The organism is Hyphomicrobiales bacterium (assembly GCA_016125495.1).
GTDB lineage: Bacteria > Pseudomonadota > Alphaproteobacteria > Rhizobiales > RI-29 > RI-29.
Genome location: WGLQ01000023.1, coordinates 26,198 through 49,969, shown reverse-complemented (window position 1 = coordinate 49,969; position 23,772 = coordinate 26,198). Strand labels below are relative to the sequence as shown.

Below are 23,772 nucleotides of genomic sequence, written 5' to 3'. Positions count from 1 at the left end.
CGGATCACCCGGGCGGCGACCCGAGCGGGGCAGCAATCCGCGCTGCTCGGCCGGTCGCCCGGGAACTGCCTCCCCACCGTCACGCCATCCAGCCGAGGTAGAAAGACACGACCGGCACGAAGAGCAGTATGAAGCGCAGGTTTCCGGCCAGGACCAGCGAGAGTGCGCGCACCTGGAACATGCTCGCCGCGATGATCAGCGAGAGCGCCGAGAGTGAGACGATCGTCGACATGCTCCAGCCAAGCAGCACCGCATGGAAGAGGGCGATCTCCGAGGCGTGCGAGGCTGCCGGCACGATGGCCCCGAGGATCGCCGCGCCGGTGATGATCGGGTGGATGTTGGCGATGCCGAGCAGGATCATGGCGAGCGTCACGAGGCCCGGCGTCAGCCAAAGCGGCACGCTGCCGCCCAGCAACGGTGCGACGTAGGCGGAAAGATTCGGCTCGTCGCGCAGCAGGACGCCGAGGATCATGCCGGCGCTGATGAGGGTGATTTCGCCCTGGAGATCGGGCAGTTTGCGGGTGAGTTCTCCCGCGAGCGGCCGCGGGTCGGTCCCGGTGACGGCAAGTTGCGCTGCGATCACCACGGGCAGCGTGACGATGACCGTTGCGAGCGTGCCGAGGCCCGTCGCCGCGGCAACCAGGACCACACCACCGCCGCAAACCACGAGGATCGGCACGAGTGGCGCGAGGCAGTGGAGGCAGGCCGCCAGCAAACCGCCACGTCCGAGCAGCGTCCCCCGCGCGCCGCGCTCACCGACGGCGCCATGGAGCCAGAGCGAGATGGCGAGGCCGGTGATTGAAATCGGCAACCCGGTGAGGATCACCTGCCAGAGAGGCACGGCCGGCAGGTAGCTCTGCACGAAGGCCATGGCCAGAAAGAAGGGAGACCACGGGATCGTGAGATTGACCCCCCTGAGGCAGGCCTCCGCATAGCGTCTGCGGGTCGTCGGCGTCGCATCGCTCGGGGTCAGCGTCGAGAGCAACGCATAGGTGCCGGTGTTGAGAAAGCCGCCGAAGCCGAAGGCGCCGAAAAGGAAGCCCGGTTCACGTCGTCCGTCCGGCAGTTCGGCGATGCGTCGCCGGCTCTCGATGACCCCGGACGCCGTTCGCGCGACGATGCGTGCCGCCTGGAGAACCGGCAACCAGGCGGTGAAGAGCATCGCAAAGACGACCGCCTCGTAGATGCGCTCGCCAGTGAGGCGCGTCAGCGTCAGGCTCCCGACGATCGCCGCGATCAGCCAGACGAAGCGGGTCTCTCGGCTACCCCGGACGAGGCCAGCAACGAGATAGGCCGAAAAGAGCCAAGCGGAAAGCATCTGCAGGACGGCGGAGTCGTAGAAAATGGCGAACGTCTGCGTCGCCCAGAGCACCGCGATGACGACGCTCGAGAGCGGCGCCGGATGGGCACCGCCGCCATGCCCGCGTTGGGTCGTCGTCACGCCGTGCGGCTCGCGGGGTGGCGCCGTCCGATCGCGATGTCTGACCACGTTCGCCGACCGGCCCGCGGCTTGCCGTTTGCGCCGATACGCTTGCCGATCAGGCGACTCACCGACCCCGCCCTTGCGGCCACTGCGCCCGCGGTTGGCGTTCGCGCCGCCATCCTCTGTGTCACGCCCGCTCTCCGGAATGCTCAATCGACGTTGTGCGTCGTGCTGTCTTTCCAAGCCGTTTTGTGCCGCCCGACGGCGCGCCGCGCACAATAGGCGCCGGTTTCGCGCGCCCGTGCAACGAGACGCGCGAGGCGCTGGCGGGGGGCGAGTTGCCATGTGGCGAAACCCGCGCGTGACGAGCGGGGCGTCGCGATGCGGCGCACCGGACCGAAGTGCTTTTCGATCCGCGCCTGCCACCAGGCGTGCGGGTGCAGCGAGACGTGCGCGTTGCGCCCGTCCGCGAGCATGTGATTCGAGGCCTTGGTGTCGACGATGATGATCGCATGGCGGCAGAGGCTGCGCATGTGCGCGAGCACCGCGTCGAGATCGTGTTCCTCGATGTGCTCGAGGACATCGATGTTGATCAAGAGGTCCGCCGGTTGGGCCGGTGGAGTGGCGTATTGCGGTATGGCTGGATCGTAGCGCAACACCTCGAGCGGGTAGCCGATTTCGAGCATGTCGACGAACCGGCTCTGACCGCATCCGTAGTCCAGCACCGAACGGGGCCGCAGGATGCCGATCTCCGGCCGCAGATAGCGCAGATACTTGACAGAGGACGTCCCATACACCCGCGAAGCATGAGCCTGCCGGTAATGCTCGATGAGCTGCGAATTGCCGACCACACGTGCCTCCATCATTGCCGGGCGCGCGGTGCGAGCGATGGGCCGCGTCCAGCCCCGTCCAATCCGCTGGCGCGCATTGCGCCGCACCGCGCGAAGTCGAGCCGCCACTGCGCCATCCGACCGTCGGGCCGGTTCGCGGGACGTCTCGACCCGCCCGTCTTGCCCCTTCGCCGAGGGCTGTGCAAGTGGCCTGCTTTGGGCGCAAATGGCGTTCGGCGGCGCTCGGGGCGCCGGAACACTGTGGGAGAAGGACCGTGGGCAGAAAGACGATCATTCCGGCGGGCGAGGGGCGGGCATTCGAAGTGGCGACCGGCGAGAGCGTTCGCGTCGTCGACATCGAGGGCTCCCAGGTCGTCGATTGCTGGGCATTCGATGCCCGGGACGCGGGCGAGTTCCTTTCGGGCGAGCACACACGCTCGTGCATCGAAAAGCTCTGGATCGAGTGTGGTGATACGCTCTACTCGAATCGTCGCCACCCGTTCCTCACCATTGTCGAGGACACCTCGCCGGGCACCCACGACTACCTGATGTCGGCCTGCGACGATCGCCGCTACGAACTGCTCGGCCACGTCGGGCCGCACCGCAGCTGCGCCGCCAACCTGCTCGAGGCGCTCGCCGCGATCGGTCGCGTCCCGCCCGAATTGCCCGCTCCGTTCAACATCTTCCAGAACGTCGTGGTCGGCGCCGGCGGCCGCATTTCGATCGAGCCGCCGGGGGTGCGGGTCGGTGACAGCGTCACTTTGCGCGCCGAGCGCGATCTCGTCGTGGTGTTCTCGGCCTGCCCGATGGACATTGCGCGAACGAACGGGCCGGATGGGCTGATCAAGCCCGTTCTGGTCGAGGTCGGTTGAATTCCCGACCCGATCGTTTAGAACGTGGGGCGTCGATGCAGAGCGAAGCCCGAAAGCGGTGAGCAGCGCGCCGAGCGTGGCGTGCCATTGTTCGCCCGCCCCGCCCCCTGCCGAATTGGGGGCAGGTTTCGTTACTTGCGTAGTGAGCCGGGGACCCCCGCGAACCAGGCGCTTTCGAGCGTCCGTTGGATGAGGGGAGATCACGTCTTTGCGGCGTGACGCCATTCGCACCACGGCGAAACAGCGAGGAGTTGAAAATGTCGAACGAACAGGACCGCCTCGGGGCGGAGACTCGCCTTCGTGCCTTGTCGCATGGTGGCGATTTCGACGGACGAGCCGACGAGCATGATCAGCCGGACTGGGAGGATACGCTCGGTGGGCGCATCGAGCGCGCCCGCCTCGCGAGCGGCCTCTCGCAGGCCCAGGTTGCGCGCCGCCTCGGCGTTCGCTCGGCGACCATGAGTGCCTGGGAGAGCGACCGCAGCGAGCCCCGCGCCAATCGCCTCGTCATGCTCGCCGGTCTGCTCGGTGTGAGCCCGGTCTGGCTGATCAGCGGGCACGGAGATGGACCGCTTCCCGACGGCGCGCTCGCCGACCCCCGTCAATTCCAGGCGAGTCTCGAAAGCCTGCGCGATCAGACGGCAGCGATCGGCAGGCAGATCGACCGGCTCCTCAGTCGTCTGCAGTAGCGCTCGCGAGCACCGCCTCGCAAGGCGCGGCACTTGACGGGCCGGCCATGGGCGACGACGAAGGGGCGTCGGGTGGTTTCGTGGAATGCCCCTTTATCGAACGGAGGAGTGATGAGCCGGCTTGCAGAACGCACGGTGGTGATTTCCGGTGCGACCTCGGGGATCGGCAAGGCCACGGCCCGCCTGTTGCTCGATGCCGGGGCGCGGGTCGCGGTCTGTGGTCGTTCGCTGGCCAAGGCCGAGGACATTTGCCGGGATCGCCAGGGGCGTGCCGCGCTGCTCGATCTCGACGTCGCCGATCCAGAAAGCGTTGCGAGCCTCACGCGGCGGCTTCCGGCCGGTTGGCCGGTGGTCGATACGGTCATCGCTGCGGCCGGCCACGACGTCGGCGGCCGGCAGCCTTTCCATGAATGCGACGCCGAGGCGCTCGCCGGCATTGTCGAGACGAACGTCAATGGGACGATCCGGTTCGTGCGCGCCTTCATCGACGGCCTGCGGGCCAGCGGCAATGGGCATATCGTCACCATCGGATCGATCGTCGGTCTGCGGCCCTACGCGGGTGGCAGCGGATATGTTCCCTCGAAGTACGCGGTTCGCGCCTTCACCGAGGAACTGCGCCTGGACTATCGGACCGAGGACCTTCGGGTTACGGAGATTTTGCCCGGGCTCGTCGAGACCGGTTTTGCTGCCGCGCGCCATCATGGGGACGAGGCCGTGGCAGCAGAGTTTTATTCCAAGGCGCCGGGCCGGCTGGCCCCCGAGGATGTCGCCGAGACGATCCTCTATGCTCTTGCCGCGCCGCCTCACGTGAACATTTCCCAACTCGTCGTCATGCCGACGCGCAACAAGTAATCGGGCTCGTGCCTGCCGGTCACGCCGGCATCCGTTGGCCCGTGAATTTCGTTCGATCACGCCCGATCACGGGCGCGCTCTCGACTTGCCACGTTGGCGTGAGCCCCTCTTTGCAGTTCGAAATCCGTCTCCATCTCTGGTCCAGCCGAGCGCGATCCGAGTGCTCGGGAGGATCAACGAAAGTTAGGAGACGGACATGACGCGCATTCTTTCCATGACAGCGGTTGCACTCTCCATGATGCTGGCCGCGGCCAGCGCGGAGGCTGGATCGTACGGCAAGGGCAGCCACCACTTCGCCGGCCAGCCGGGTTGGGCGCAGCAGATTTTCACCGCGCCGACCAGCCGCTGAGCATTCGCCCCACATCGAGCCGTCATGCCCGCCCGCCTTGGCGTTCGGGCATGACGGGCACGAACGCAGAGAGGGCGCGCGTCTCCGCGAGGGACGTGCGCCCTTGGCGCTTGACACCGTCCGCATCGCGGCAGAGGCTCCCGTTGCGTTTGGCCCCTCGGTGGTCGCCGACGCGCCAGCGCGTGGAGAGCGAATGATGCGTCCGAGCGTCGATGGTATTGTCATCCTCCCATTGCCGGATGCCGGGGATGAATCCATCGTGCGCCGTCGTCTCCTCGAAATTTTTCATCTCTCTCGGGGAGGCGGGGAATTTCCCTCGCCAGCCGAGCGGCGGGCTTTCGAGCGGCGCTGGCTGACGACGTACCTGGATCGATTTCCCCAGTCCTGTTTCGTGGCGGTCGATGGAGACGGCTCCGGAGACGCCGACGGGGCAGCGGGCAGGACCGCCGTCGGTTATCTCGTTGGAGTCCTCCGGCCACCCGAGGCCGATCCGATCCTGGACGAGCAGGGCTATCATCGCCACTTCGCGGCCGTGACCGAACGGGCCCCCGCCCATCTCCACATCAACATCGCCCCCGAATGGCGCTCGCACGGGATCGGCGGGCGACTGGTCCGCGCGTTCCTCGATCTGGCGCGCGCCGAAGGCGCCGCCGGCGTGCACGTGGTGACCGCCGAAAAGGCGCGCAATGTCGCCTTCTATCGGCGCGTGGGATTCGCGGATGCGGCAACAGCCGATGTCGGTGGCCGGACCCTCGTCTGCCTCATCCGCGAGTTGCGTTGAATTCGGCGATGCCGCGGTGGCTGCTTGTTGCAAGCGCGCATCGCGTGTCGCATTTTGGCGTCATTGTTCTTGGTTGACGCCCTGGTTATACCCGTTCTAGGGGGTGGCGCGCCCCGTTGGGGCGCCATCCTACTGAAGTGTCGATCGTCAGACCTCGGCCTACGGGGCGGTGACGTTCGACGGAAGGAACCTAATGGAGGGTCGATAAGCATGAAGGTATTTGCCAAGGTGGCATTGGGCGCCGTGGTGGCGACAGGTTTCGCCGGTGTGGCCGCTGCGGGCACTCTGGACGACGTGCGCGCCAAGGGCCACGTGCAGTGTGGCGTGAGCCAGGGTCTGCCGGGCTTCTCCAACACCGACGACAAGGGGAACTGGACCGGCATCGACGTCGATCTCTGCCGCGCCGTCGCGGCGGCGGTTTTCGGCGACGCCTCCAAGGTCAAGTTCACGCCGCTGTCGGCCAAAGAGCGCTTCACCGCGCTGCAGTCGGGTGAAGTTGATCTGCTCTCGCGCAACACGACCTGGACGATGAGCCGCGACACCGCGCTCGGCCTCAACTTCGCTGGCGTCAACTACTACGACGGCCAGGGCTTCATGGTCAGGAAGAGCCTCGGCGTGAAGAGCGCTCTGGAGCTTGCCGGCGCCGCCGTCTGCACCAACACCGGCACGACGACGGAGCTGAACGTCGCCGACTATTTCCGCGCCAACAAGCTGGAGTACAAGGTCGTCGCCTTCGAGAAGGCCGACGAGGTCGTGCAGGCCTACGACGCCGGACGTTGTGACGTCTACACCACCGACCGTTCGGGCCTCGCCGCGCAGCGCCTCAAGCTGACCGCTCCGGACGAGCACATGGTTCTGCCGGAAATCATCTCCAAGGAGCCGCTCGGGCCGGTCGTTCGCCAGGGTGACGACCAGTGGTTCAATGTCGTGAAGTGGACCCACTACGCGATGGTGAACGCCGAGGAGATGGGCATCACGAAAGCCAACGTCGACGAGATGAAGGCGAGCGACGATCCGTCGATCAAGCGCGTCCTCGGCACCGAGGGCGAGTTCGGCACGGCCATCGGCCTCTCGAACGACTGGGCCTACAACATCATCAAGCAGGTCGGAAACTACGGCGAAGTCTACGAGGCCACCGTCGGCCCCAACACGCCGCTCGGCCTCGCTCGCGGCTCGAACGCGCTGTGGTCGCAGGGCGGCCTGCAGTACGCTCCGCCGATCCGCTAACCAACATTCGAGACCACGCCGACAAATCGTCGGCGTGGTCTTAGGTTTGGCACCGTCCGGGGCGCGGCGGTCGTGAGGCCCTTGTCCCGGACGGTGAGACGGACACCATAGCCGACAGGAATGCGGGCGGACGGGACGATCGGAGCGCGGCGCGGCCGCTTTTCCGGGGCCAACCGTGCTACAACGGCGAACAACGCCGCGACGGTCAGGCCCGAACGACATAGCCAATCACCTGGGGAGGGATGATGGCCGCGAGAGACGACAGCCGCATCGACGACGATGCGCCGGCCAAGGCATCACTGTTTTACGATCCGCGCTTTCGCTCGATCGTCGCGCAGGTCGTTCTGCTCCTCCTGGTCGTCTGGGGTGGTTACGAGATCGTCCGCAACACCTCCGCCAACCTCGAAAAGCAGCAGATCGCGTCGGGTTTCGGCTTTCTGGACCGCACCGCCGGCTTCGGCATCATCCAGACACTGGTCGATTACACCGAGGAGAGCAGCTACGGCCGCACCTTCATCGTCGGCCTGCTCAACACCATTCTGATCTCCGCGCTCGGCATCCTTCTCGCCACGGCCCTCGGCTTCGTGGTCGGCGTCGCGCGGCTCTCCAGTAACTGGGTGATCTCGCGCATCGCGCTCGCCTATGTCGAGATCATGCGCAACATCCCGCTGCTGCTGCACATCTTCATCTGGTATTTCGCGGTTCTGCGCAGTCTGCCGCAGCCGCGCGACGAACCGATCACGCTCATTCCTGGATTCGCCTTCCTGAACGTCAAGGGCGTCTTCATGCCGCAGCTCGTCAGCGAGCCGGGCTTCTGGATGACGGCGACCGCGCTCGGCGTCGCGCTCGTCCTCTCCATGCTCGTGGCCAACTGGTCGAGGAAGCGCCAGGAGGCGACCGGCCAGCAGTTCCCGGTCGGCTTGACCGCGCTTGGTCTCATCATCGCCCTTCCGGCCATCACATTCCTTGCCACCGGCCGGCCCGCCTCGCTGGAATACCCGGTGTTCGTCGAGACGGGCCCCGTGCTGCGGCGCGGCTTCACGCAGGACGTCGGCATCAACGTCATTCCCGAATTCATCTCTCTGCTGCTCGCGCTCTCGACCTACACCGCCGCCTACATCGCCGAGATCGTGCGGGCCGGCATTCAGGCGGTGAACCACGGACAGACGGAGGCATCTTTCTCGCTCGGATTGCGCCGGGGACCGACGCTGCGCCTCGTCGTCATCCCGCAGGCCATGCGCGTCATCATTCCACCGATGACCAACCAGTATCTGAACCTGACGAAGAATTCCTCCCTCGCCACGGCGATTGCCTACCCCGATCTCGTCTCCGTGTTCGCCGGCACGACTCTCAACCAGACGGGCCAGGCGGTCGAAATCATCCTCATGACCATGGGGGTCTATCTGACGCTTTCGATCTCCATCTCGATCGTGATGAACTGGTACAACGCGCGCATCGCGCTGGTCGAGCGCTAGGCGGGGGAGGGCGATCACCATGAGCAAGCTCGGCGTCGGCATCGCACAACCCTACGTCCGCGACGCGTTCGTTCCGCCGACCGCGCCGCCCGTTCTCGAGCGCGGCTTTCTGGCCTGGGCGCGCAAGAATCTCTTTTCCAGCATCTCCAATACCATCCTTACCCTGGTCGGGATTTACCTCACCTACGCGCTCGTCTGGCCGATCATCCAGTTCGGCATCATCGACGCCGTCTGGTCGGGAACGAATGCCGATTGCCGCGAGAACGGGCACGGCGCCTGCTGGCCGATGGTCCAGGCCAAGCTCGGGCAATACATCTATGGTCGCTATCCGGGAGACGAGCGCTGGCGCGTGGACATCGTCTTTTACTCCGGTCTCGCGCTGCTCATTCCCTTCCTGATCCCGTTCGTGCCGTTCAAGCGGCTGAATGCCATTCTCCTCCTCGGGGTCTACCCTCTGGTCGCTTTCGTTCTGCTGACCGGCGGCAACCTGCGAATCGGCGGCATGTTCGGCGACCTCATGGGGCTCGGCGGCGTCATGGGCTTCGTCGGTGACTGGTCGATCATGATCGCCGTCATCGCCGGTTTGTTGCTGGCGTTCGGCAGGGTGGCGGGGCTCGCCATGCTGGTCCCGACGATCGTGGTCGCGGCAATTCTCGCCATCATCGGCCTTGCCGTCGTGGTCGCCGGGATCGACTTCGGGCTGGAGCAGGTCGAGACGGCACTCTGGGGCGGCTTGCTCGTCACGCTGGTCATCGCGATAACGGGTATCGTCGCCTCGTTGCCGCTGGGCATTCTGCTCGCGCTCGGCCGGCGCTCCGACATGCCGATCATCAAGACGTTCTGCGTCGGCTTCATCGAATTCTGGCGCGGCGTTCCGCTCATCACCGTGCTGTTCATGTCGAGCGTCATGTTCCCCCTGTTCCTGCCGGAAGGGGTGACCGTCAACAAGCTGCTCCGGGCCCTCGTCGGCGTCGCACTGTTTTCTTCCGCCTACATGGCCGAGGTGGTGCGCGGCGGCCTCCAGGCGATCCCCAAGGGCCAGTACGAGGGGGCGCAGGCCGTCGGTCTCAGCTATTGGCAGATGATGGGGCTCATCGTGCTGCCGCAGGCCCTCAAGCACGTCATTCCGGGCATCGTGAACTCGTTCATCGCCCTCTTCAAGGACACCACGCTCGTCCTCATCATCGGGCTCTTCGATCTGCTCGGCATCATCCAGCTCTCCTTCACCGACGCGAGTTGGGCCTCGACCGTTCAGAGCCACACCGGCTACCTCTTCGCCGCGATCATCTTCTGGGCGTTCTGCTTTTCAATGTCGCAATACTCCTATTACATCGAGCGAACGCTCCACACCGGCCACAAGCGATAGGGTCCCTTTCATGTCGAATGCACCAGAACGGGCTGCGAGCGGCGAGCCGATCATCCGCATCGCGAACATGAACAAGTGGTTCGGGGACTTCCACGTCCTGCGCGACATCAATCTCGATGTCGCGCCCAAGGAGCGGATCGTCATTTGCGGTCCTTCGGGCTCGGGCAAGTCGACGCTGATCCGCTGCATCAACCGTCTCGAGGAGCACCAGAAGGGCAAGATCATCGTCGACGGCATCGAGCTGACGAACGACCTCAAGAAGATCGACGAAATCCGCCGCGAGGTCGGCATGGTGTTCCAGCATTTCAATCTCTTTCCCCACCTGACGATCCTCCAGAACTGCACGCTCGCGCCGATCTGGGTGCGCAAGATGCCCAAGGCCAAGGCCGAGGAAATCGCGATGCACTACCTGAAGCGGGTGAAAACTCCCGAGCAGGACCACAAGTATCCGGGTCAGCTCTCGGGCGGCCAACAGCAGCGCGTCGCGATCGCCCGCTCGCTCTGCATGAGCCCGCGCATCATGCTGTTCGACGAGCCGACCTCCGCGCTCGACCCCGAGATGGTCAAGGAGGTCCTCGAGGTTATGGTCTCGCTCGCCGAGGAAGGCATGACCATGCTCTGTGTCACTCACGAGATGGGCTTCGCCCGCCAGGTCGCCGACCGCGTCATCTTCATGGACGAGGGCCAGATCGTCGAGCAGAACGAGCCGAACGCGTTCTTCTCCAACCCGCGCCACGAGCGCACCAAGCTCTTCCTCAGTCAGATTCTCCACTGAGCACCATCGGGTGCGACGTTCGCTCCACCCGTCGCTGCCCACCCGGCCAGGACCCGGTCGGGCACCAGTGTGTCGCGCCGGGTGCAACCCGCACGCTCCGTGTGGGCGATTGAGCCGATTGTCGGGAGCCCATCCCATTGCCGCCCGAATCCCGGTCGATGGGGAGCGCTCGAGCGCGGCTGGCGATCGGCCAGCCAAGCGCTAGACCGCACGTATCCCTGAACGAACGCGCTGGACAAAGGTTCGCTCGTTCGCTATTTGTTCAAAAACATAAAGGGAACGTTCGCGGCGAATGGCCGCGCCGGTGCGATGGCGCCAAGTGCGCGATACGAAGGGGGGCGCCTTGCGCGGCTTGCGCTTCATCCACACCGCCGACTGGCAGATCGGCAAGCCGTTCGCGCGTTTCGGCGAGCGGGCCCGTGTTCTGCTCGATCAAGCAAGGTTCGATGCGATCGATCGCATCGCCGGCCTCGCTGCGGAGCGCGAAGCGAGGCATGTGCTCGTTGCCGGTGACGTCTTCGACAGCGAGACACTGGCGGATGCGCACTTGCGCCGGGTGCTCGAGCGGCTCGCCACGGCCAAGGGCGTGATCTGGCATCTGATCGGCGGCAACCACGACCCCGTGCGGGTGGGGGGCGTCTGGTCGCGGGTCCGCCGTCTCGCCGCGCCGGCGAACGTGCGCCTGTACGAGGGCCACGACCCGGTCGAGATCGAACCCGGCATTTATCTCCTGCCCGCGACCCTCAAGGCGCGCGCCACCAGCATCGACCCGACGGCCTGGATGGACGACGCGCCGACACCGGAGGGAGCACTGCGCATCGACCTCGCACACGGCTCGGTCCAGTCCTTCGGCTCGGACGGCGAGAGCCAGGTTCCGATCGCCGCCGATCGCGCCGCGCGGGCCGGGCTCGACTATCTGGCGCTCGGCGACTGGCACGGGATGACACGGATCGGTGCGCGCTGCTGGTATTCGGGCAGTCCCGAGCCGGACCGCTTCCGCGACAACGCCCCTGGCCACGTGCTCGAAGTCGCCATCGCCGGGCGCGGCGCGACGCCACAGGTCACGGCCCACCGCACCGGGCACTTCGTCTGGCTCGAGCGGGCCGACGAGCTCGGTGGCCGGGCGGCGAGCGACGCCTTGTCGGCGATCGAGGAGGAGGTGCGGCGACAGGGTGACGACCTTCGTCGGCTAGTGCTTCGGTTGCGCCTTGCCGGCTCGGTCTCGCTCGCGGAACGGGGGGAGGTCGAGGCCTGGCTCGCCCGGCTCGAGGCCTTGACGCTCCACGTCGAGGCCAAACTGGATGGGCTCGTTGGCCGGCCGAGCGAGGAGGAGCTGGCGGACCTCGAGGCGGAAGGCGAATTGGCGCGGGCCGTTCAGCACCTGCGCGACCAGGCCAATGGCGGTGTGCCGGCCGCCGGGCGGGCGCTGGAGCTGCTCTTTTCCCTCGCGCGGGAGGTCGATCGCCCATGAGGATCAGGGCCTTGCGATTGCGTGATACGGGCTGTTTCGCCGGACCGGTCGCGGTGGAGGGAATCGCCGATGGGGTGAACGTGCTCGCAGGGCCGAATGAACTCGGCAAGTCCACGATTCTGCGGGCTCTGAAGCTGCTGCTGACCACCCCGGCAGGCTCCACCGCGCGGCAGGTCCAGCGATTGCGCCGGAACGGGGCGGGCGCTCCGGTGATCGAAGCGGACGTCGAGTTCGGCACACGCCTGCTGCGCATCGCCAAGACCTATCGCGAGCGCGGCCGTCAGGCGGCGATTACCGATCTCGGCGATGGGCGCATGATCGCCGAGGGGGCCGATGTCGACGGTGTCCTCACCGGCCTCATCGAGGCCGAGATCGGCGAACGCGGCTGGCTCGATCGGCTCTGGGTCGAACAGGGGGCGGCGCTCGGCGAGTTCGTGCTCGGTCCGGACGAACGCGGCATGCTCGCGGCCGTGATCGAACGCGGCGTCGAGGCCGCCGCCGGTGGTGCCCGGACCCGGGCGATCCAGGCGCGGGTCGCCGCTTGGCTGGCGCAACACGAAACGACGCGGGGGCCGGCCAAGCACGGTCCCTGGCACCTGGCCCGGGAGGCTGAGCAGCGCGCGAGGGCGCAGCTCGAGGAGGTCGCCGCGCTGGCGCGGGCCGCGGACGGGCGGCTCGCGCGGTTGAGCGAACTCGGCCAGCGATTGGCCGCGCTGGAGCGGCCGGAGGCGCGGGCGCGGCGCGAGAACGCGCTTGACGCGGCGCAGCGCGCCCGTGAAACCGGCGAGGCCGCCCAGCGGCGCCTCGCCGTTGCACGCGCACTCGCCGAGCGCGACGGGCTGGCGCTTGCCGGCGCAGAGCGGGCGTTCGATGAGCTGGCGCGCAGCACGCGCCGGCGCGATGAGCTGGACCTGACGCTGCGCCGCCTGTTGGGCGAGGAGGAGGTTCTCGCATCCCGCCACGACGAACTCGCAAGGCGCAGCGAACATATTCGCGCATCGCGCGACGCCCACCGCGAGGCGGGCGAGCGGGCACGCCAGGATCTCGAACGTTTCGATGCAGAGAGCGAACTCGAAAGGGCCCGGCGCCGTCTCGAGGAGGCGCACCTTTTGAACGACGAGATCGCGGACCTCGATCGGCGGCGGAGCTCGGCGGCCATCGATCCGCGGCTCCTGACCCGCCTCGAGGCGGAGGTCGCCGATATCGCGGCGCTCGAGACCACCCGTGAAGCGCGTACGAGGGCGCGCGCGGCACGGGTGACACTCGATCTGAGCAGCGCAGCTGTCGCCGGTGTCACGATCGACGGGCGCGCCGTTCGGCGCGACGAATCCTTCGCCGTGACGAGCGAGACCGAGATCACCATCTCCGGCATCGGCCGCATCCTCGTTGCCCCCGGCCGTGGCGACGAGGACGACGCCGATCTCGAGGCGGACCTTGCGGCCCATCGCCAGGTGCTCGGTGCCCTCCTTGTCGAGATCGGCGTGAGCGATGCGGCGGGCGCACGGGCCCGGGCCATCGAGGCGCATGACCTCGCGCACCGCATCGACGTGTTGCGCGCGCGGTTGGCGGGGCTGGCCCCCGACGGGACCGGGGCGCTCGAGAACGAGGTGGCAACGCTCGCGGAGCGGTTGACCGCCGTACCTGTGCAGGAGTTCGCGAGCCGCCAGCGTGGCGAACTCCAAGCGGCGCTCGAGGGCTGTCGTGAGGCCTGGCAGGCGGCCGAGCGCGCGTTGCGCCTCGCCGAGGATGAATGGCGCGCCGGCGGTGAGCGTCTGGCCGAGGTGCGTGCCAACCTCGCTTCAGCGCGCAAGGAGTCGGAGGAAGTCGACGCCGTACTGCCGCCGCTCGACCAGCGCGAGACCGAACTGGCAGGGCTCGAAGCGGCGGCGATGGCGGCCCGGGAGCGGGCCCGCGAGAGCGCGCTCGATCTCGCGGCGCTCCGTCAGGACTGCCCCGATGACGTCGCCGTCCGGGCCCTCGTGACCCGCGAGACCGAAGCGCGAGAGGCCTTCGAGGTGGCCGAGGCGGAGATCGCCGCCATCGCTGGCGACATGCGGGTTCTCGATGCCGAACTCGAACGGGACCGCCAGGCCGACGTGATGCGGCGCCTGGAGGAAACCGAGGTCGAGCACGCCCGCGCGCGCGACCGCCTTGCCGCGCTCGAAGCCGAGGTGGCGGCCCACCGGCTGCTGCGCGATACCCTCGACGCCGTCGCCGCGGCCTCGCGCGAGCGTTTCGAGAGGCCCTTGCTGGCACGCGTCGCACCCTACCTCGAGCACGTGCTGCCCGGCGCGGGGCTCGGGCTCGACGACCGGCTCGCTCCAGCGACCTTGGCGCGAGCCGGTGTTCGAGAGTCGGTTGGCGATCTGAGCGACGGCACCCAGGAGCAGATCGCAATCCTCGCCCGCCTCGCGGTCGCCCGCCTGCTCGCCGACGAGGGGCACGAATTGCCACTCATCCTCGACGATGCGCTGGTCTATTCGGATGACGAGCGGATCGCGCGCGCCTTTGCCGCCCTGGAATTGGCCGGCCAGCATCATCAGGTGATCGTGCTGACCTGTCGCCAGCGCGCCTTCGATGATCTCGGCGGAAATCGTCTCTCCCTCGTTGCCGGCGAACCGGCTCGCGGCGCCGGAGCATGAGGCGCGATCCCGACTCGGGGTGTGGCTTGGCGATCACCCGTAACAGCGACACGCGCCCCGATCGTGCCTCGGCGTCGTCAGGAGCCCCCCTCGTCGCTCGCCTGGAGCGAGAACCGTTCGCCCGGGAACCATCGTGCCAGCCGCACGTCGGAGGACCTTGCGTGGGCTTCCATTCCTTCGAGCCGCGAAATGCGGGCCGAGACCGGTGCGATCTGCCGGTTCGCCTCGCGGGTCATGCGCTGCCAGGTCAGTGTCTTCATGAACTTACCGACCGAGAGACCACCAGTGTAGCGCGCCGCCCCCTTGGTCGGCAGGATATGGTTGGGACCCGACGTCTTGTCTCCGAACGCGACCGTCGTCTCCTCGCCGAGAAAGAGAGAGCCGTAATTCGTGAGCGAAGTGAGCCACCAATCGAGATCGCGCGCGTGCACTTCGAGGTGCTCGGCGGCATAGGCGTCGGCGAGGGCGGTGGCCTCGGACCGGTCGCCCGCCAGCACGATCTCGCCATAGTCGCGCCACGCCGCATCCGCGTTCGACCGGTTCGGTTCCGGCAGATCGGCGATCAATTGCGGCACGCGCCCCAGCACCCGCTCGCCGAGGACGCGATCGAGCGTGATGAGCCAAGCCGGTGAATTGTAGCCGTGCTCGGCCTGGCTGACGAGGTCGGTTGCGACGATTTCGGGATCGGCGCTGTCGTCGGCGATGACCAGGATTTCCGTCGGCCCGGCGAACATGTCGATACCGACGCGCCCATAGAGCAGTCGCTTGGCCTCGGCGACATACTGGTTGCCGGGGCCGACGAGGATGTCCGCCGGCCGCGTGCCGAAGAGGCCGAAGGCGAGAGCGGCGATGCCCTGCACGCCACCGAGGCTGAGGATGGTATCGGCCCCGCACCTGTCGAGCGCATAGAGGATCGCCGGATGGATGCCGACGCCCGGTTTCGGCGGTGAGCAGGCGATCACCAGCGGCACGCCCGCTACCTTCGCCGTCGTCACACTCATGATGGCCGACGCGACGTGCGCGTACCGTCCGCCGGGGACGTAGCAGCCGGCGACCGACATGGGGACGTTGCGGTGTCCCGCGAAAAGGCCGGGCGAGAGTTCGACTTCGACATCCGATAGCGCGGCGCGCTGGGCTTCGGCGAAGCGGCGGACGCGGTCGTGTGCAAAGGCGATATCGGATTTGAGTTGCTCCGGAACGGCGGCTGCGGCGAGCCGGCGCTGCTCGGGCGAAACGACGATGTCGCCTGTCCAGCCATCGAGCTTTCCCGCATAGGCGCGGGCGGCTTCATCGCCCCCCCGCTCGATTTCCGAGAGCATGGCCGCAACCGCATCGCGGACGTCATCCTGGCCGGTTGCCGCCGTGCGTTCGGCCTTCTTGAGGTAAGTTGTGCTCATGGGGGGCTTGCCTCGGCTGTGAGAACCTGCTCGCGCCTAGTTGCTGCTATCTTGTGCAGCTTGGCAAGCGGTGCCATTGCGCATCGGCAAGGGTGTGGCGCGGCGTCGGTCCGGTCGTCCAGGGTGGGCGAAGTCGATGCGGATGCGATCGGTCCGGGGCCGCCATCGCGGTTCGAGGGGGAGGGTTCGATCATGTCGATCGTCAGTATTCTGGCGCAGAATGCAAAGTGGGCGCTCGAACGGCGAACCGAGGATCCGGACTACTTCGCGAGGCTCCAGAGCCTGCAGACGCCGGAATACCTCTGGATCGGCTGTTCGGACAGCCGGGTGCCGGCCAACACGATCACTGGTCTCGAGCCGGGGGAGGTTTTCGTCCACCGCAACGTCGCCAATGTCGTTTACGCCGCCGATCTCAACTGCATGTCGGTTCTGCAATACGCCGTCGAAGTGCTGCAGGTGCGCCAGATCATCGTCTGCGGTCATCACGGCTGTGGCGGCGTCAGGGCGGCGCTCAAAGGCAACGCCCCGGGTCTCGTCAATCACTGGCTCGAACCGATCCGTGACCTCGCGCGGCTGCATCGCACGGCCGTCGAGGCGTGCGGAACCGAAAGAGAGCGCATCGACCTGCTCTGCGAACTCAATGTGCGCATGCAGGTTCACCACGTGGTCAACTCGCCGATCGTCGAGAGGGCGTGGGAGGCGGGGCGCGAATTGCAGGTGCACGGCCTCGTCTACAGCTTGGCCGACGGCGTGTTGAGGAACCTCTCCTGTTCGGCTTTCGGCATCGAGGATGCCGATCCGGCGTTCAGAAGTGTTCCGGTCGCACCACTTGTACGTCACACACCGTGACGATCCCGATCTGACGCGACAACAATGCAAAGAGCGGCGTCAGGATCGGTTCGACCAGCTTTTCGTCGACGATGCTGATCACCATGACCATCGATCCGGCCCGTCCGATCAACCCGTCGCGATCCCACCGGCCATGGTCGCCACGCCCGGCCATGGCCGGAACGACCGTGTAGCCCGTGGCCTTCTGCTGGTCGAGAATGGCGAGGACGCGTGAGACGAGGGGCGCTTCGATCGTGATCTCGATGCGCTTCTTGATGTGGGTCTTGATCATACAAGCCTAGCCGAGCAGTTGAACCGCCGCGATGTAGATCGGTATGCCGACGGCGAGATTGAAGGGGAAGGTCACGCCGAGCGCCATTGGAAGATAGAGTGCGGGCCGCGCTTCCGGTAGTGCGAGGCGCATCGCGGACGGCACCGCGATGTAGGAGGCGCTGGCGGTCAGTGTCGCAAGCAGGATGGTGCCACCCGGCGAGAGGTGGATGATCTTGGCCGCGAGAATGCCGAAGCAGGCACCGATCAGCGGCATGTAGATGCCGAAGGCCAAGACGGGCCACGTGAGGTTCCGCCGCCCCTCCGCCAGTCCACGCCCGGCGATGACACCCATGTCCAGCAGGAAGAGGCACAGCACGCCACGGAACGGATCGACGATGAACGGCGCGATCGTCTCGAGGCCTGCCGGGCCACTGATCCAACCGATGATGAACGCCCCGACGAGGAGGACGATCGAACCGTTGAGGGCAACCTCGCGCAAGGTCGTGCGGTCGAACGCGCCGGCCCCGCCCTTGGCGAGATAGAGCGCCATGATGATGGCCGGCGTTTCCATGGCGGCGGCGACCGCAACCATGAAGCCCTCGTAGGCGATCCCGGCGGCATCGAGAACCTGCGTCGCGGCCAGGAATGTCACGATCGAGATCGAACCGTAGTGCGCCGCGATCGCGGCGGCATCGAAGCGTGAGAGGCTCGAGGTGGCGAGAAGGAGCCGAAAGCCGATCAGCGGCACCAGCGCGCTGAGCACGATGCCGGCGAGCAGCGCCAGCAAAAGATGGCCATCCGTGCCCTGCTCGGCGACGGCCGCCCCACCCTTGAAGCCGATCGCCAGCATCAGATAGAGCGACATGCCCTTGGCGATCGCCTCGGGGATGGAGAGATCGGAGCGCACGAGCGCAGCCACGAGGCCGAGCGCAAAGAACAGGATCATGGGCGAGGTCAGATTGGCGACCGCAGTATCCAGGATCGATGGCACGATCTCGACGCCTCCCCACGTGCATTGGCAATCAGGACTTGAGGGACCTTCGAACGGCTGGCAAGTCGGCAATGCGCAATACCCCTGACGCACGACGTCAAAGGGGGCAAGGGCAATGCGCAAGATCACGCGCGAACGAGGCGGCGCCAGGCGCCCACGCCACTTCGTCCGTCGGCCGAGCCCTCAGGCGGCAACCGTCGCGCTCGGGAGGTGGCCGAGGCGCCGCTCGTCGGTCTTGAACAGGAACTCCTCGATCGCGGTGATGGTGGGAGCATCACGAAGGAGCGGCGCATGCCCTTCGCCGGCCACGCGGTGCGCACGAAGGTCTGGAGCTTCGGCAACCATGCGCTCGAGGGTTGCCTCGCTGAGGATGTCGGAGTTGGCGCCACGAATGGCGAGCACCGGGTTGCGCGCCAGCGCCCGGAACTGCGGCCACATTTGCGGGATCGGCCCCTCGAGATCGAGGTTGCTGAAGGCCCGCGAGAGGGCCCGGTCGTAGCTCGATGCCGGCGCGCCGTTGTCGTCGTTGAACATCTGGCGGGCGACGGCCATCCAGTCGTCGTTCGAAAGAGACGGAAAATCCCGGCGGTTCATTTCCCTGACGAGATCGCGCGCCTCCTGCCAGGTCTCCGGCACCGGCACCTTGCCGACGTAGCCGATGATGCGCGCGAGACCGTCGCGCTCGATCACAGGGCCGATGTCGTTGAGAATGGCCGCCCCGATCGCCGTCGGGCGCAGCGTGGCGATGATCATTGCGATGATGCCACCGCGCGAAGTGCCGAGGATGGCAACGTCGTGCAGGCGCTGCATGGAAAGGAAATCGAGAACGTCGAGCGCCTCGATATAGGGTGAATAATTCTTCCAATCCGGGTCGTGGTCCGAAAGGCCGCGGCCGCGATAGTCGAGCGCATAGACGGCGCGCCTGTGCCGGTTGGGATCGCTGAGACGCTCCGCGATGCGATGAAAATCGCGGGCGTTGCGCGTCAGCCCCGGCAGACAGACGAGCGGACGGCGCGGGCTGGCGTGGGCCGGATAATGGCGGGCGTGCAGTCGAAGGCCGTCGCGGACCGTAAAGAAGATGTCGTGCCAGCCGTCATTCATCGTCGCGGCCTTCCTGCAGCGCCAATCATCGCTGAGAGGAACCACGACGGCGGCAGCGGCGCAAGGGGGCGGCTTCCTCAGCTTGCGCTGCGGGCGCGCGCGAGGTCGTCGGCGATGCGTCCGTCGCGCCCCGGATCGCCGAGCAGCGCGCGGTAGATCTGGAGGTTGGCCATCACCTTCTTCACGTATTCACGGGTCTCGAGGTAGCTGATGCGCTCGATCCAATCGATCGGATCGATGCCCGCCTTGCGCGGGTCGCCGTTCTCCCTGATCCAGCCGCGAGCCCGGCCGGGTCCCGCATTATAGCCGGCGATCGCCAGGATGTAGGAGCCGTCGAAGCCCTCGATCAGCTCGGAGAGGTAGGCGCTGGCCAACCGCAGGTTGAACGCCGGGTCGCTCCGCAGCTGGTCGATCGGGCAAGCGATCGCGTGCTGGCGGCAGACGTGGCGAGCGGTTGCCGGCATCACCTGGAGGAGGCCCTTGGCGCCGGCCGTCGATTCGATCTCGGTGTTGAATTCGCTTTCCTGGCGGGCGATCGCATAGAGGATCGCCTCCTCGGGTGGTGCGCGCAGCGGCTCATAATCCGGAAGGCGATCGACCGGATAGGCCCAGTACACGACCTTGTGCCCGTGAAAGAGCCCCTTCTTGGCGATCCGCACGCCCATCTGGATGTCGCCGAGCCGCGTTGCGAGATGCGCGAGCAGCGCGAGTTCGGGACCATCCTCGGATGCCCCCCTGATGTCGGTCAGCAGCAGCCGCGCGACGTCGGCTCGCCCGGCGGCCGAGGCGAGAGCGACCGCGCGCACCGGTTCGCTCGCCCGGAACCGGTCGACCGCCGAGCGCGTCAGCGCCTCGCGAAGCGGCAGGTTGGCGCGCCGCTCCTGCGGCGACAGGCGCTCGAGCGCCATCTGGCCATAGAATGTGGAGAACTCGCGGGCCGCGCGACGCGCCTGCTCGAGTGCCGGTTCGCCTTCGCCGCGCGCTTCGTGGAGCCGGGCCAGCCAATAGGCCGATTCCGAGCGCGACGCCGGGCCGTTGGCGGCGGCTCCGAGGGCTCTGAAGTGCGGCTCCGCGCGGCTCGGATCGGCGAGTAGGCGGAGCGCGATCCAGCCGGCCGTGACGTGCTGGTCGAGCTTCGATTCGATCGGCAACTCGACCTCGACGTCGGCGAGCGCGTAGGCGGTCGCGATGTCGCCCGCCTGCAGCGCTTCGAATGCGTTGATCCGTAGCTCACGCCACCAGCGTTCGCCATTCGCGAGCGGGGCGCCTGTCGCAACGGCGGCGGCAAGGACACGCCATGCCTCAGGCTTCTTTTCGGCGCGGCGCAGCCGCAGTGCCTCCTCGAAGGCGAAACCGGGCGTCGCGCGGGCCTCGTCGCCGAGCGCGGCAACGAGGCCTTCCGCGTCCTTTGCGCCCTCGAGACGGGCGATACGGGCGTTGAAAGGCGCGCGCGAGTCTTCGGGCAGCAGCGCGATGAGCCGCCCGGCAGCGGCCGTATGCCTCTTGCGCGAGGCCCGCGAACGGGCCGCCTCCATCAGGTGGATATCGACGCGTAGGGCGAGGTCGGCTGGCGCGAGGAGGCCGCCGAAAGCATCGAGCAGGCTGGCCTCGAGCTGCGCGCCGAGGGCGGGATCGAGCAAGGCTCGGCGGGCGTGCGTCAGCGCCAGTTCGCGGTCACCGGCCTCGAGTGCAGCGCGCGCGAGAATGACGTGGCCGGCGAGCGAGCGTGGTGGGGCGGCGGCGAAGTGGCGCATGACCGCCTCGGCCGGTGGCGCGGCAGTGAGCAGGCGTGCTTCGGCGAGATCGGCGAGACGTCCGGTCGGCCAGCCGGGGTTCGCGGCGATGAATCGGTCCAGCTCCTCGAACCCCGCGTTGCCTGACGACTGACGGAGTGCGAGCCAGGTTGCGAGCTGGCGTGCGAGCGGATCGTCGAGTTCGCGGGCCTTGATCAACTCACCGCGCCGTGCCGCATCGAGCGCGTCACGCAGGGCTTCGAGCGCGGCCGCGCTTTGCGAGGCCCGCAGGAGAGGAGCGACGGCGGCGTCGTAGGTGGCGACCGCGTCGGGCGCACTGGCGAGGCGCTCCTCGAGATTCGGTGTCCGAATGTGCACACCTGCCAGTTCGCCCGCCCGTTCGATCCCCTCGACGACGTGTTCGCGCAGGGCCGGGCTCGCGACCAGGAGAGCGGCGGCAACGACCATGGCCACGAGCGCGGCGATCGCCAACCGTCTCAGCGCGTGCCCTGCTCGAGTGGCTCGCATGGGGGGCCGGGCTCCTTGCGTCGATTCGAATCTCGAACGCCCGCGCGCGTGGACTGTGATCGATGGCGTGCGGCACCGCAGCCCGTGGTTCATGCCGAATCCGGCGATTTCGTGTCTCGGCGACCGGCACACCTCGATGCAGGATCGATCTGCCCGCACGCCCGAGCGCACTTCGCCAACGGGTCCGCACCACTTGGCGAGGCGCGCGCCGGTCGCCCGTCGGCCGTCCCGGCCCGACCGGGACGAGAGCAAAGAACGCCGGCGCGGTGGTGGGGCACGCACAATGCGCCAAAGGGCAACAATCACCGCGCCTGCACTCTGGACGTCGCCGCCACCAGCGGCTATATGCGGCTCTCTGACGCCTCGGGCGCTCGGGTGATTAGCTCAGATGGTAGAGCAGCTGACTCTTAATCAGCGGGTCGAAGGTTCGAGCCCTTCATCACCCACCAATGATTTCAATAAGTTAAGTCAATAATTTGAAGAACAGCAGGGCAGCCGTGAGACTGGTCTCACGTCTCACGGCTCACGTGAGACTAAATCTCATGGCCCCGGAACCGATCACCAGCGCGATCACGCCAGGCGCGAGCGGCGGGAGTTGAGCGCGCCGCCCGCCAGCATGGCTTCAATGAGGGGCATCGGGTCCGCATTCGAGACGACGATGTCGGCCTCTCGCTGTAAGCCGAGCGCCGCCTCATCCACGAGAGGACCGTCTTGTCCCGACCGGCGTTTCTCCAACACCTTCGACATCAACCATAAGTCGTCGCCCAGATCGACCGGAGGCCGGCCGCGAGCAACGCCGCTCGCTGCGCATCGCCGACTTGCTGGCCCTTGCGGCTTTGTTGCAGGCGCCCGACGGAAAAAAGTGGCGGTGGCAGCCCCGCGGTCGCACAGCCTCTCTCATTTCGCAGACGCTTGGTCAGCCGACGTGCAGCAAGGCGCAAACGTCGGCGAAGCAAGACCTGCACCCGGACGAGCCTGCCACCGGCCTCGATTCCAGCTCAAGGGCTAGGATATCACGGCGAACGGTATGCCGAGGCGCTCGCGATCGACGGTGACGCCGAGACCTGGCTCGTCGCCGGCAACAAGGCAGTCGGGCCGCCGGTCGACGCCACCTGACCCGAGGGGGTCGCGCAGGATCACTGCGCAGTCCCAGACACTGATCAAGAGGTCGGTGGGAACGCCCGACGCCATGTGGCACGTGGCGGCGAGAGCAACCTGGGAGCCCCCGGTATCCTGGACGAACATCGGGAGGGAAAGGCTCGCACAAAGGTCCCGCAGCAGACGCGTCGGCGTCGGTCCACCCAGCCGCCCGAGCTTGAGATTGACACCCGCCAGAACCCCATCGGCACTCGCGCGCAGGATGTCTTGCGCGCCCGCGACTGTCTCGTCCAGGTACACTGGGCGGCCGGATAGGCGGACGAAGTTACGGCAGTCCTCGTAGCTCGCACACGGCTGTTCGATCAGGATCCGGTGATCGAGAACCTCGGCCACCCGCATCGCATCGTAGAGCGTCCAACCGCCATTGACGTCGAGCTTCATGAACTCGCCCGGCTCGAGGCGTTCCTGAACGAAACGAATGAATGCGATATCCTCCTCGGCGCGCCCGTTCGCTTTGGCCGACATCTGCTTTACCCCATTCGCACGATGCTGGCCGATGCGTGCCTCGGCTTCCGGCCCCGGGGTCTGGCCGATTCCGCCAGACGAGACCAGTTCGCGCGTCAGGCGACCTCCGAGATACCGCCACAATGGAACACCGGCAGCGCGAGCCGCGATGTCGGCTGCGGCCATATCGAGCGCGGTCGCGATCGAAGGCTGGCCGCGCAGCCGCCTGGAGACGACGTCGCCGATCGCCAGGGCGTCGCGCGGGTCGAGCCCGATGATCCCAGGCGCAGCGAGCAGAATGCCGGCTCGAACCGCCTCGGGAAAAGCGGGCAGGTAATCGGCGCCCCAGGGACAGCTCTCGCCCCAGCCGGTGATCCCTTGGTCGGTCGTCATCTCGACCAGGGTCGTGTCCAGTCGGTCAAGGGAGCGTCCGCCTGAGATTCCGAACGGAACCTTCAGCTCGAGAGGATGACTCCAGACCGTTATCTTTTCGATCCGCATGGTTTCAATTCCTCGACCAAGAATACATCCGATCCGTCTGCGTATCGTCTCGAGTCCGCACTGGGG

General features: G+C 67.0%; 19 protein-coding genes and 1 tRNA gene. 12 read left to right on the top strand and 8 right to left on the bottom strand.

Going from position 1 to position 23,772, the window contains the following annotated elements:
- Positions 1-79: 79 nt before the first annotated feature.
- Both GC150_15080 and GC150_15075 read right to left on the bottom strand, forming a co-directional pair.
- Positions 80-1,441 (bottom strand): hypothetical protein, encoded by a 1,362-nt coding sequence (locus tag GC150_15080; GenBank protein MBI1386227.1) that lies wholly within the window; start codon positions 1,439-1,441, stop codon positions 80-82.
- 191 nt (positions 1,442-1,632) lie between these two features.
- Positions 1,633-2,289: a methyltransferase domain-containing protein gene (locus tag GC150_15075; protein MBI1386226.1), complete on the bottom strand. Its 657-nt coding sequence runs from the start codon at positions 2,287-2,289 to the stop codon at positions 1,633-1,635.
- 239 nt (positions 2,290-2,528) lie between these two features.
- On the opposite strand from GC150_15075, the gene GC150_15070 reads away from it, so the two are divergent.
- The 10 genes from GC150_15070 (at position 2,529) to GC150_15025 (ending at position 14,752) form a co-directional block, all read left to right on the top strand.
- Positions 2,529-3,125 carry a DUF1989 domain-containing protein gene (locus GC150_15070; protein ID MBI1386225.1) on the top strand — a complete coding sequence of 199 codons (597 nt, stop codon included), beginning with the start codon at positions 2,529-2,531 and terminating at the stop codon, positions 3,123-3,125.
- Between the two features lie 257 nt (positions 3,126-3,382).
- Positions 3,383-3,814, top strand: coding sequence for a helix-turn-helix domain-containing protein (locus GC150_15065; GenBank protein ID MBI1386224.1), 432 nt, complete (start codon positions 3,383-3,385; stop codon positions 3,812-3,814).
- 111 nt (positions 3,815-3,925) lie between these two features.
- Entirely contained in the window at positions 3,926-4,666 is a 741-nt protein-coding gene (locus GC150_15060; GenBank protein ID MBI1386223.1) for an SDR family NAD(P)-dependent oxidoreductase, read from the top strand.
- Positions 4,667-5,208: 542 nt separating this feature from the next.
- The gene (locus GC150_15055) at positions 5,209-5,796 is read left to right on the top strand and encodes a GNAT family N-acetyltransferase (GenBank protein MBI1386222.1); all 588 of its coding nucleotides are present in this window, start codon (positions 5,209-5,211) and stop codon (positions 5,794-5,796) included.
- A gap of 210 nt (positions 5,797-6,006) precedes the next feature.
- The gene (locus GC150_15050) at positions 6,007-7,023 is read left to right on the top strand and encodes a transporter substrate-binding domain-containing protein (GenBank protein ID MBI1386221.1); all 1,017 of its coding nucleotides are present in this window, start codon (positions 6,007-6,009) and stop codon (positions 7,021-7,023) included.
- Positions 7,024-7,268: 245 nt separating this feature from the next.
- Positions 7,269-8,498, top strand: a complete 1,230-nt coding sequence (locus GC150_15045; protein MBI1386220.1) for an ABC transporter permease subunit — start codon at positions 7,269-7,271, stop codon at positions 8,496-8,498.
- 19 nt (positions 8,499-8,517) lie between these two features.
- The gene (locus tag GC150_15040; GenBank protein MBI1386219.1) at positions 8,518-9,864 is read left to right on the top strand and encodes an ABC transporter permease subunit; all 1,347 of its coding nucleotides are present in this window, start codon (positions 8,518-8,520) and stop codon (positions 9,862-9,864) included.
- A 10-nt stretch (positions 9,865-9,874) separates the two neighbouring features.
- Entirely contained in the window at positions 9,875-10,639 is a 765-nt protein-coding gene (locus tag GC150_15035; protein ID MBI1386218.1) for an ATP-binding cassette domain-containing protein, read from the top strand.
- Positions 10,640-10,931: 292 nt separating this feature from the next.
- A complete protein-coding gene (locus tag GC150_15030) occupies positions 10,932-12,110 on the top strand; it encodes a DNA repair exonuclease (GenBank protein ID MBI1386217.1) in 1,179 nt (392 codons plus the stop codon).
- Positions 12,107-14,752, top strand: coding sequence for an AAA family ATPase (locus GC150_15025; GenBank protein MBI1386216.1), 2,646 nt, complete (start codon positions 12,107-12,109; stop codon positions 14,750-14,752). Before GC150_15030 ends, GC150_15025 begins: the two co-directional genes overlap by 4 nt.
- Positions 14,753-14,829: 77 nt before the next feature.
- On the opposite strand, the gene hisD is transcribed toward GC150_15025, so the two are convergent.
- Positions 14,830-16,149 (bottom strand): histidinol dehydrogenase, encoded by a 1,320-nt coding sequence (hisD, locus tag GC150_15020; protein MBI1386215.1) that lies wholly within the window; start codon positions 16,147-16,149, stop codon positions 14,830-14,832.
- 192 nt (positions 16,150-16,341) lie between these two features.
- Between hisD and GC150_15015 the strand changes: the two genes are divergently transcribed.
- A complete protein-coding gene (locus tag GC150_15015; GenBank protein ID MBI1386214.1) occupies positions 16,342-16,998 on the top strand; it encodes a carbonic anhydrase in 657 nt (218 codons plus the stop codon).
- Here GC150_15015 and GC150_15010 read toward each other — a convergent pair.
- The 4 genes from GC150_15010 to GC150_14995 form a co-directional block, all read right to left on the bottom strand.
- Positions 16,955-17,266: a transcriptional regulator gene (locus tag GC150_15010; GenBank protein ID MBI1386213.1), complete on the bottom strand. Its 312-nt coding sequence runs from the start codon at positions 17,264-17,266 to the stop codon at positions 16,955-16,957. The genes GC150_15015 and GC150_15010 overlap by 44 nt on opposite strands.
- Before the next feature lie 9 nt (positions 17,267-17,275).
- Positions 17,276-18,196, bottom strand: a complete 921-nt coding sequence (locus GC150_15005; protein MBI1386212.1) for a sodium-dependent bicarbonate transport family permease — start codon at positions 18,194-18,196, stop codon at positions 17,276-17,278.
- Positions 18,197-18,424: 228 nt separating this feature from the next.
- Positions 18,425-19,342 carry an alpha/beta fold hydrolase gene (locus GC150_15000; GenBank protein ID MBI1386211.1) on the bottom strand — a complete coding sequence of 306 codons (918 nt, stop codon included), beginning with the start codon at positions 19,340-19,342 and terminating at the stop codon, positions 18,425-18,427.
- A 77-nt stretch (positions 19,343-19,419) separates the two neighbouring features.
- A complete protein-coding gene (locus tag GC150_14995; protein ID MBI1386210.1) occupies positions 19,420-21,603 on the bottom strand; it encodes a transglycosylase SLT domain-containing protein in 2,184 nt (727 codons plus the stop codon).
- 373 nt (positions 21,604-21,976) lie between these two features.
- Between GC150_14995 and GC150_14990 the strand changes: the two genes are divergently transcribed.
- Positions 21,977-22,052: transfer RNA gene (locus tag GC150_14990), tRNA-Lys, on the top strand.
- A 556-nt stretch (positions 22,053-22,608) separates the two neighbouring features.
- Here the strand turns inward: GC150_14990 and GC150_14985 are convergent.
- The gene (locus GC150_14985; GenBank protein MBI1386209.1) at positions 22,609-23,706 is read right to left on the bottom strand and encodes a hypothetical protein; all 1,098 of its coding nucleotides are present in this window, start codon (positions 23,704-23,706) and stop codon (positions 22,609-22,611) included.
- Positions 23,707-23,772: the final 66 nt, after the last annotated feature.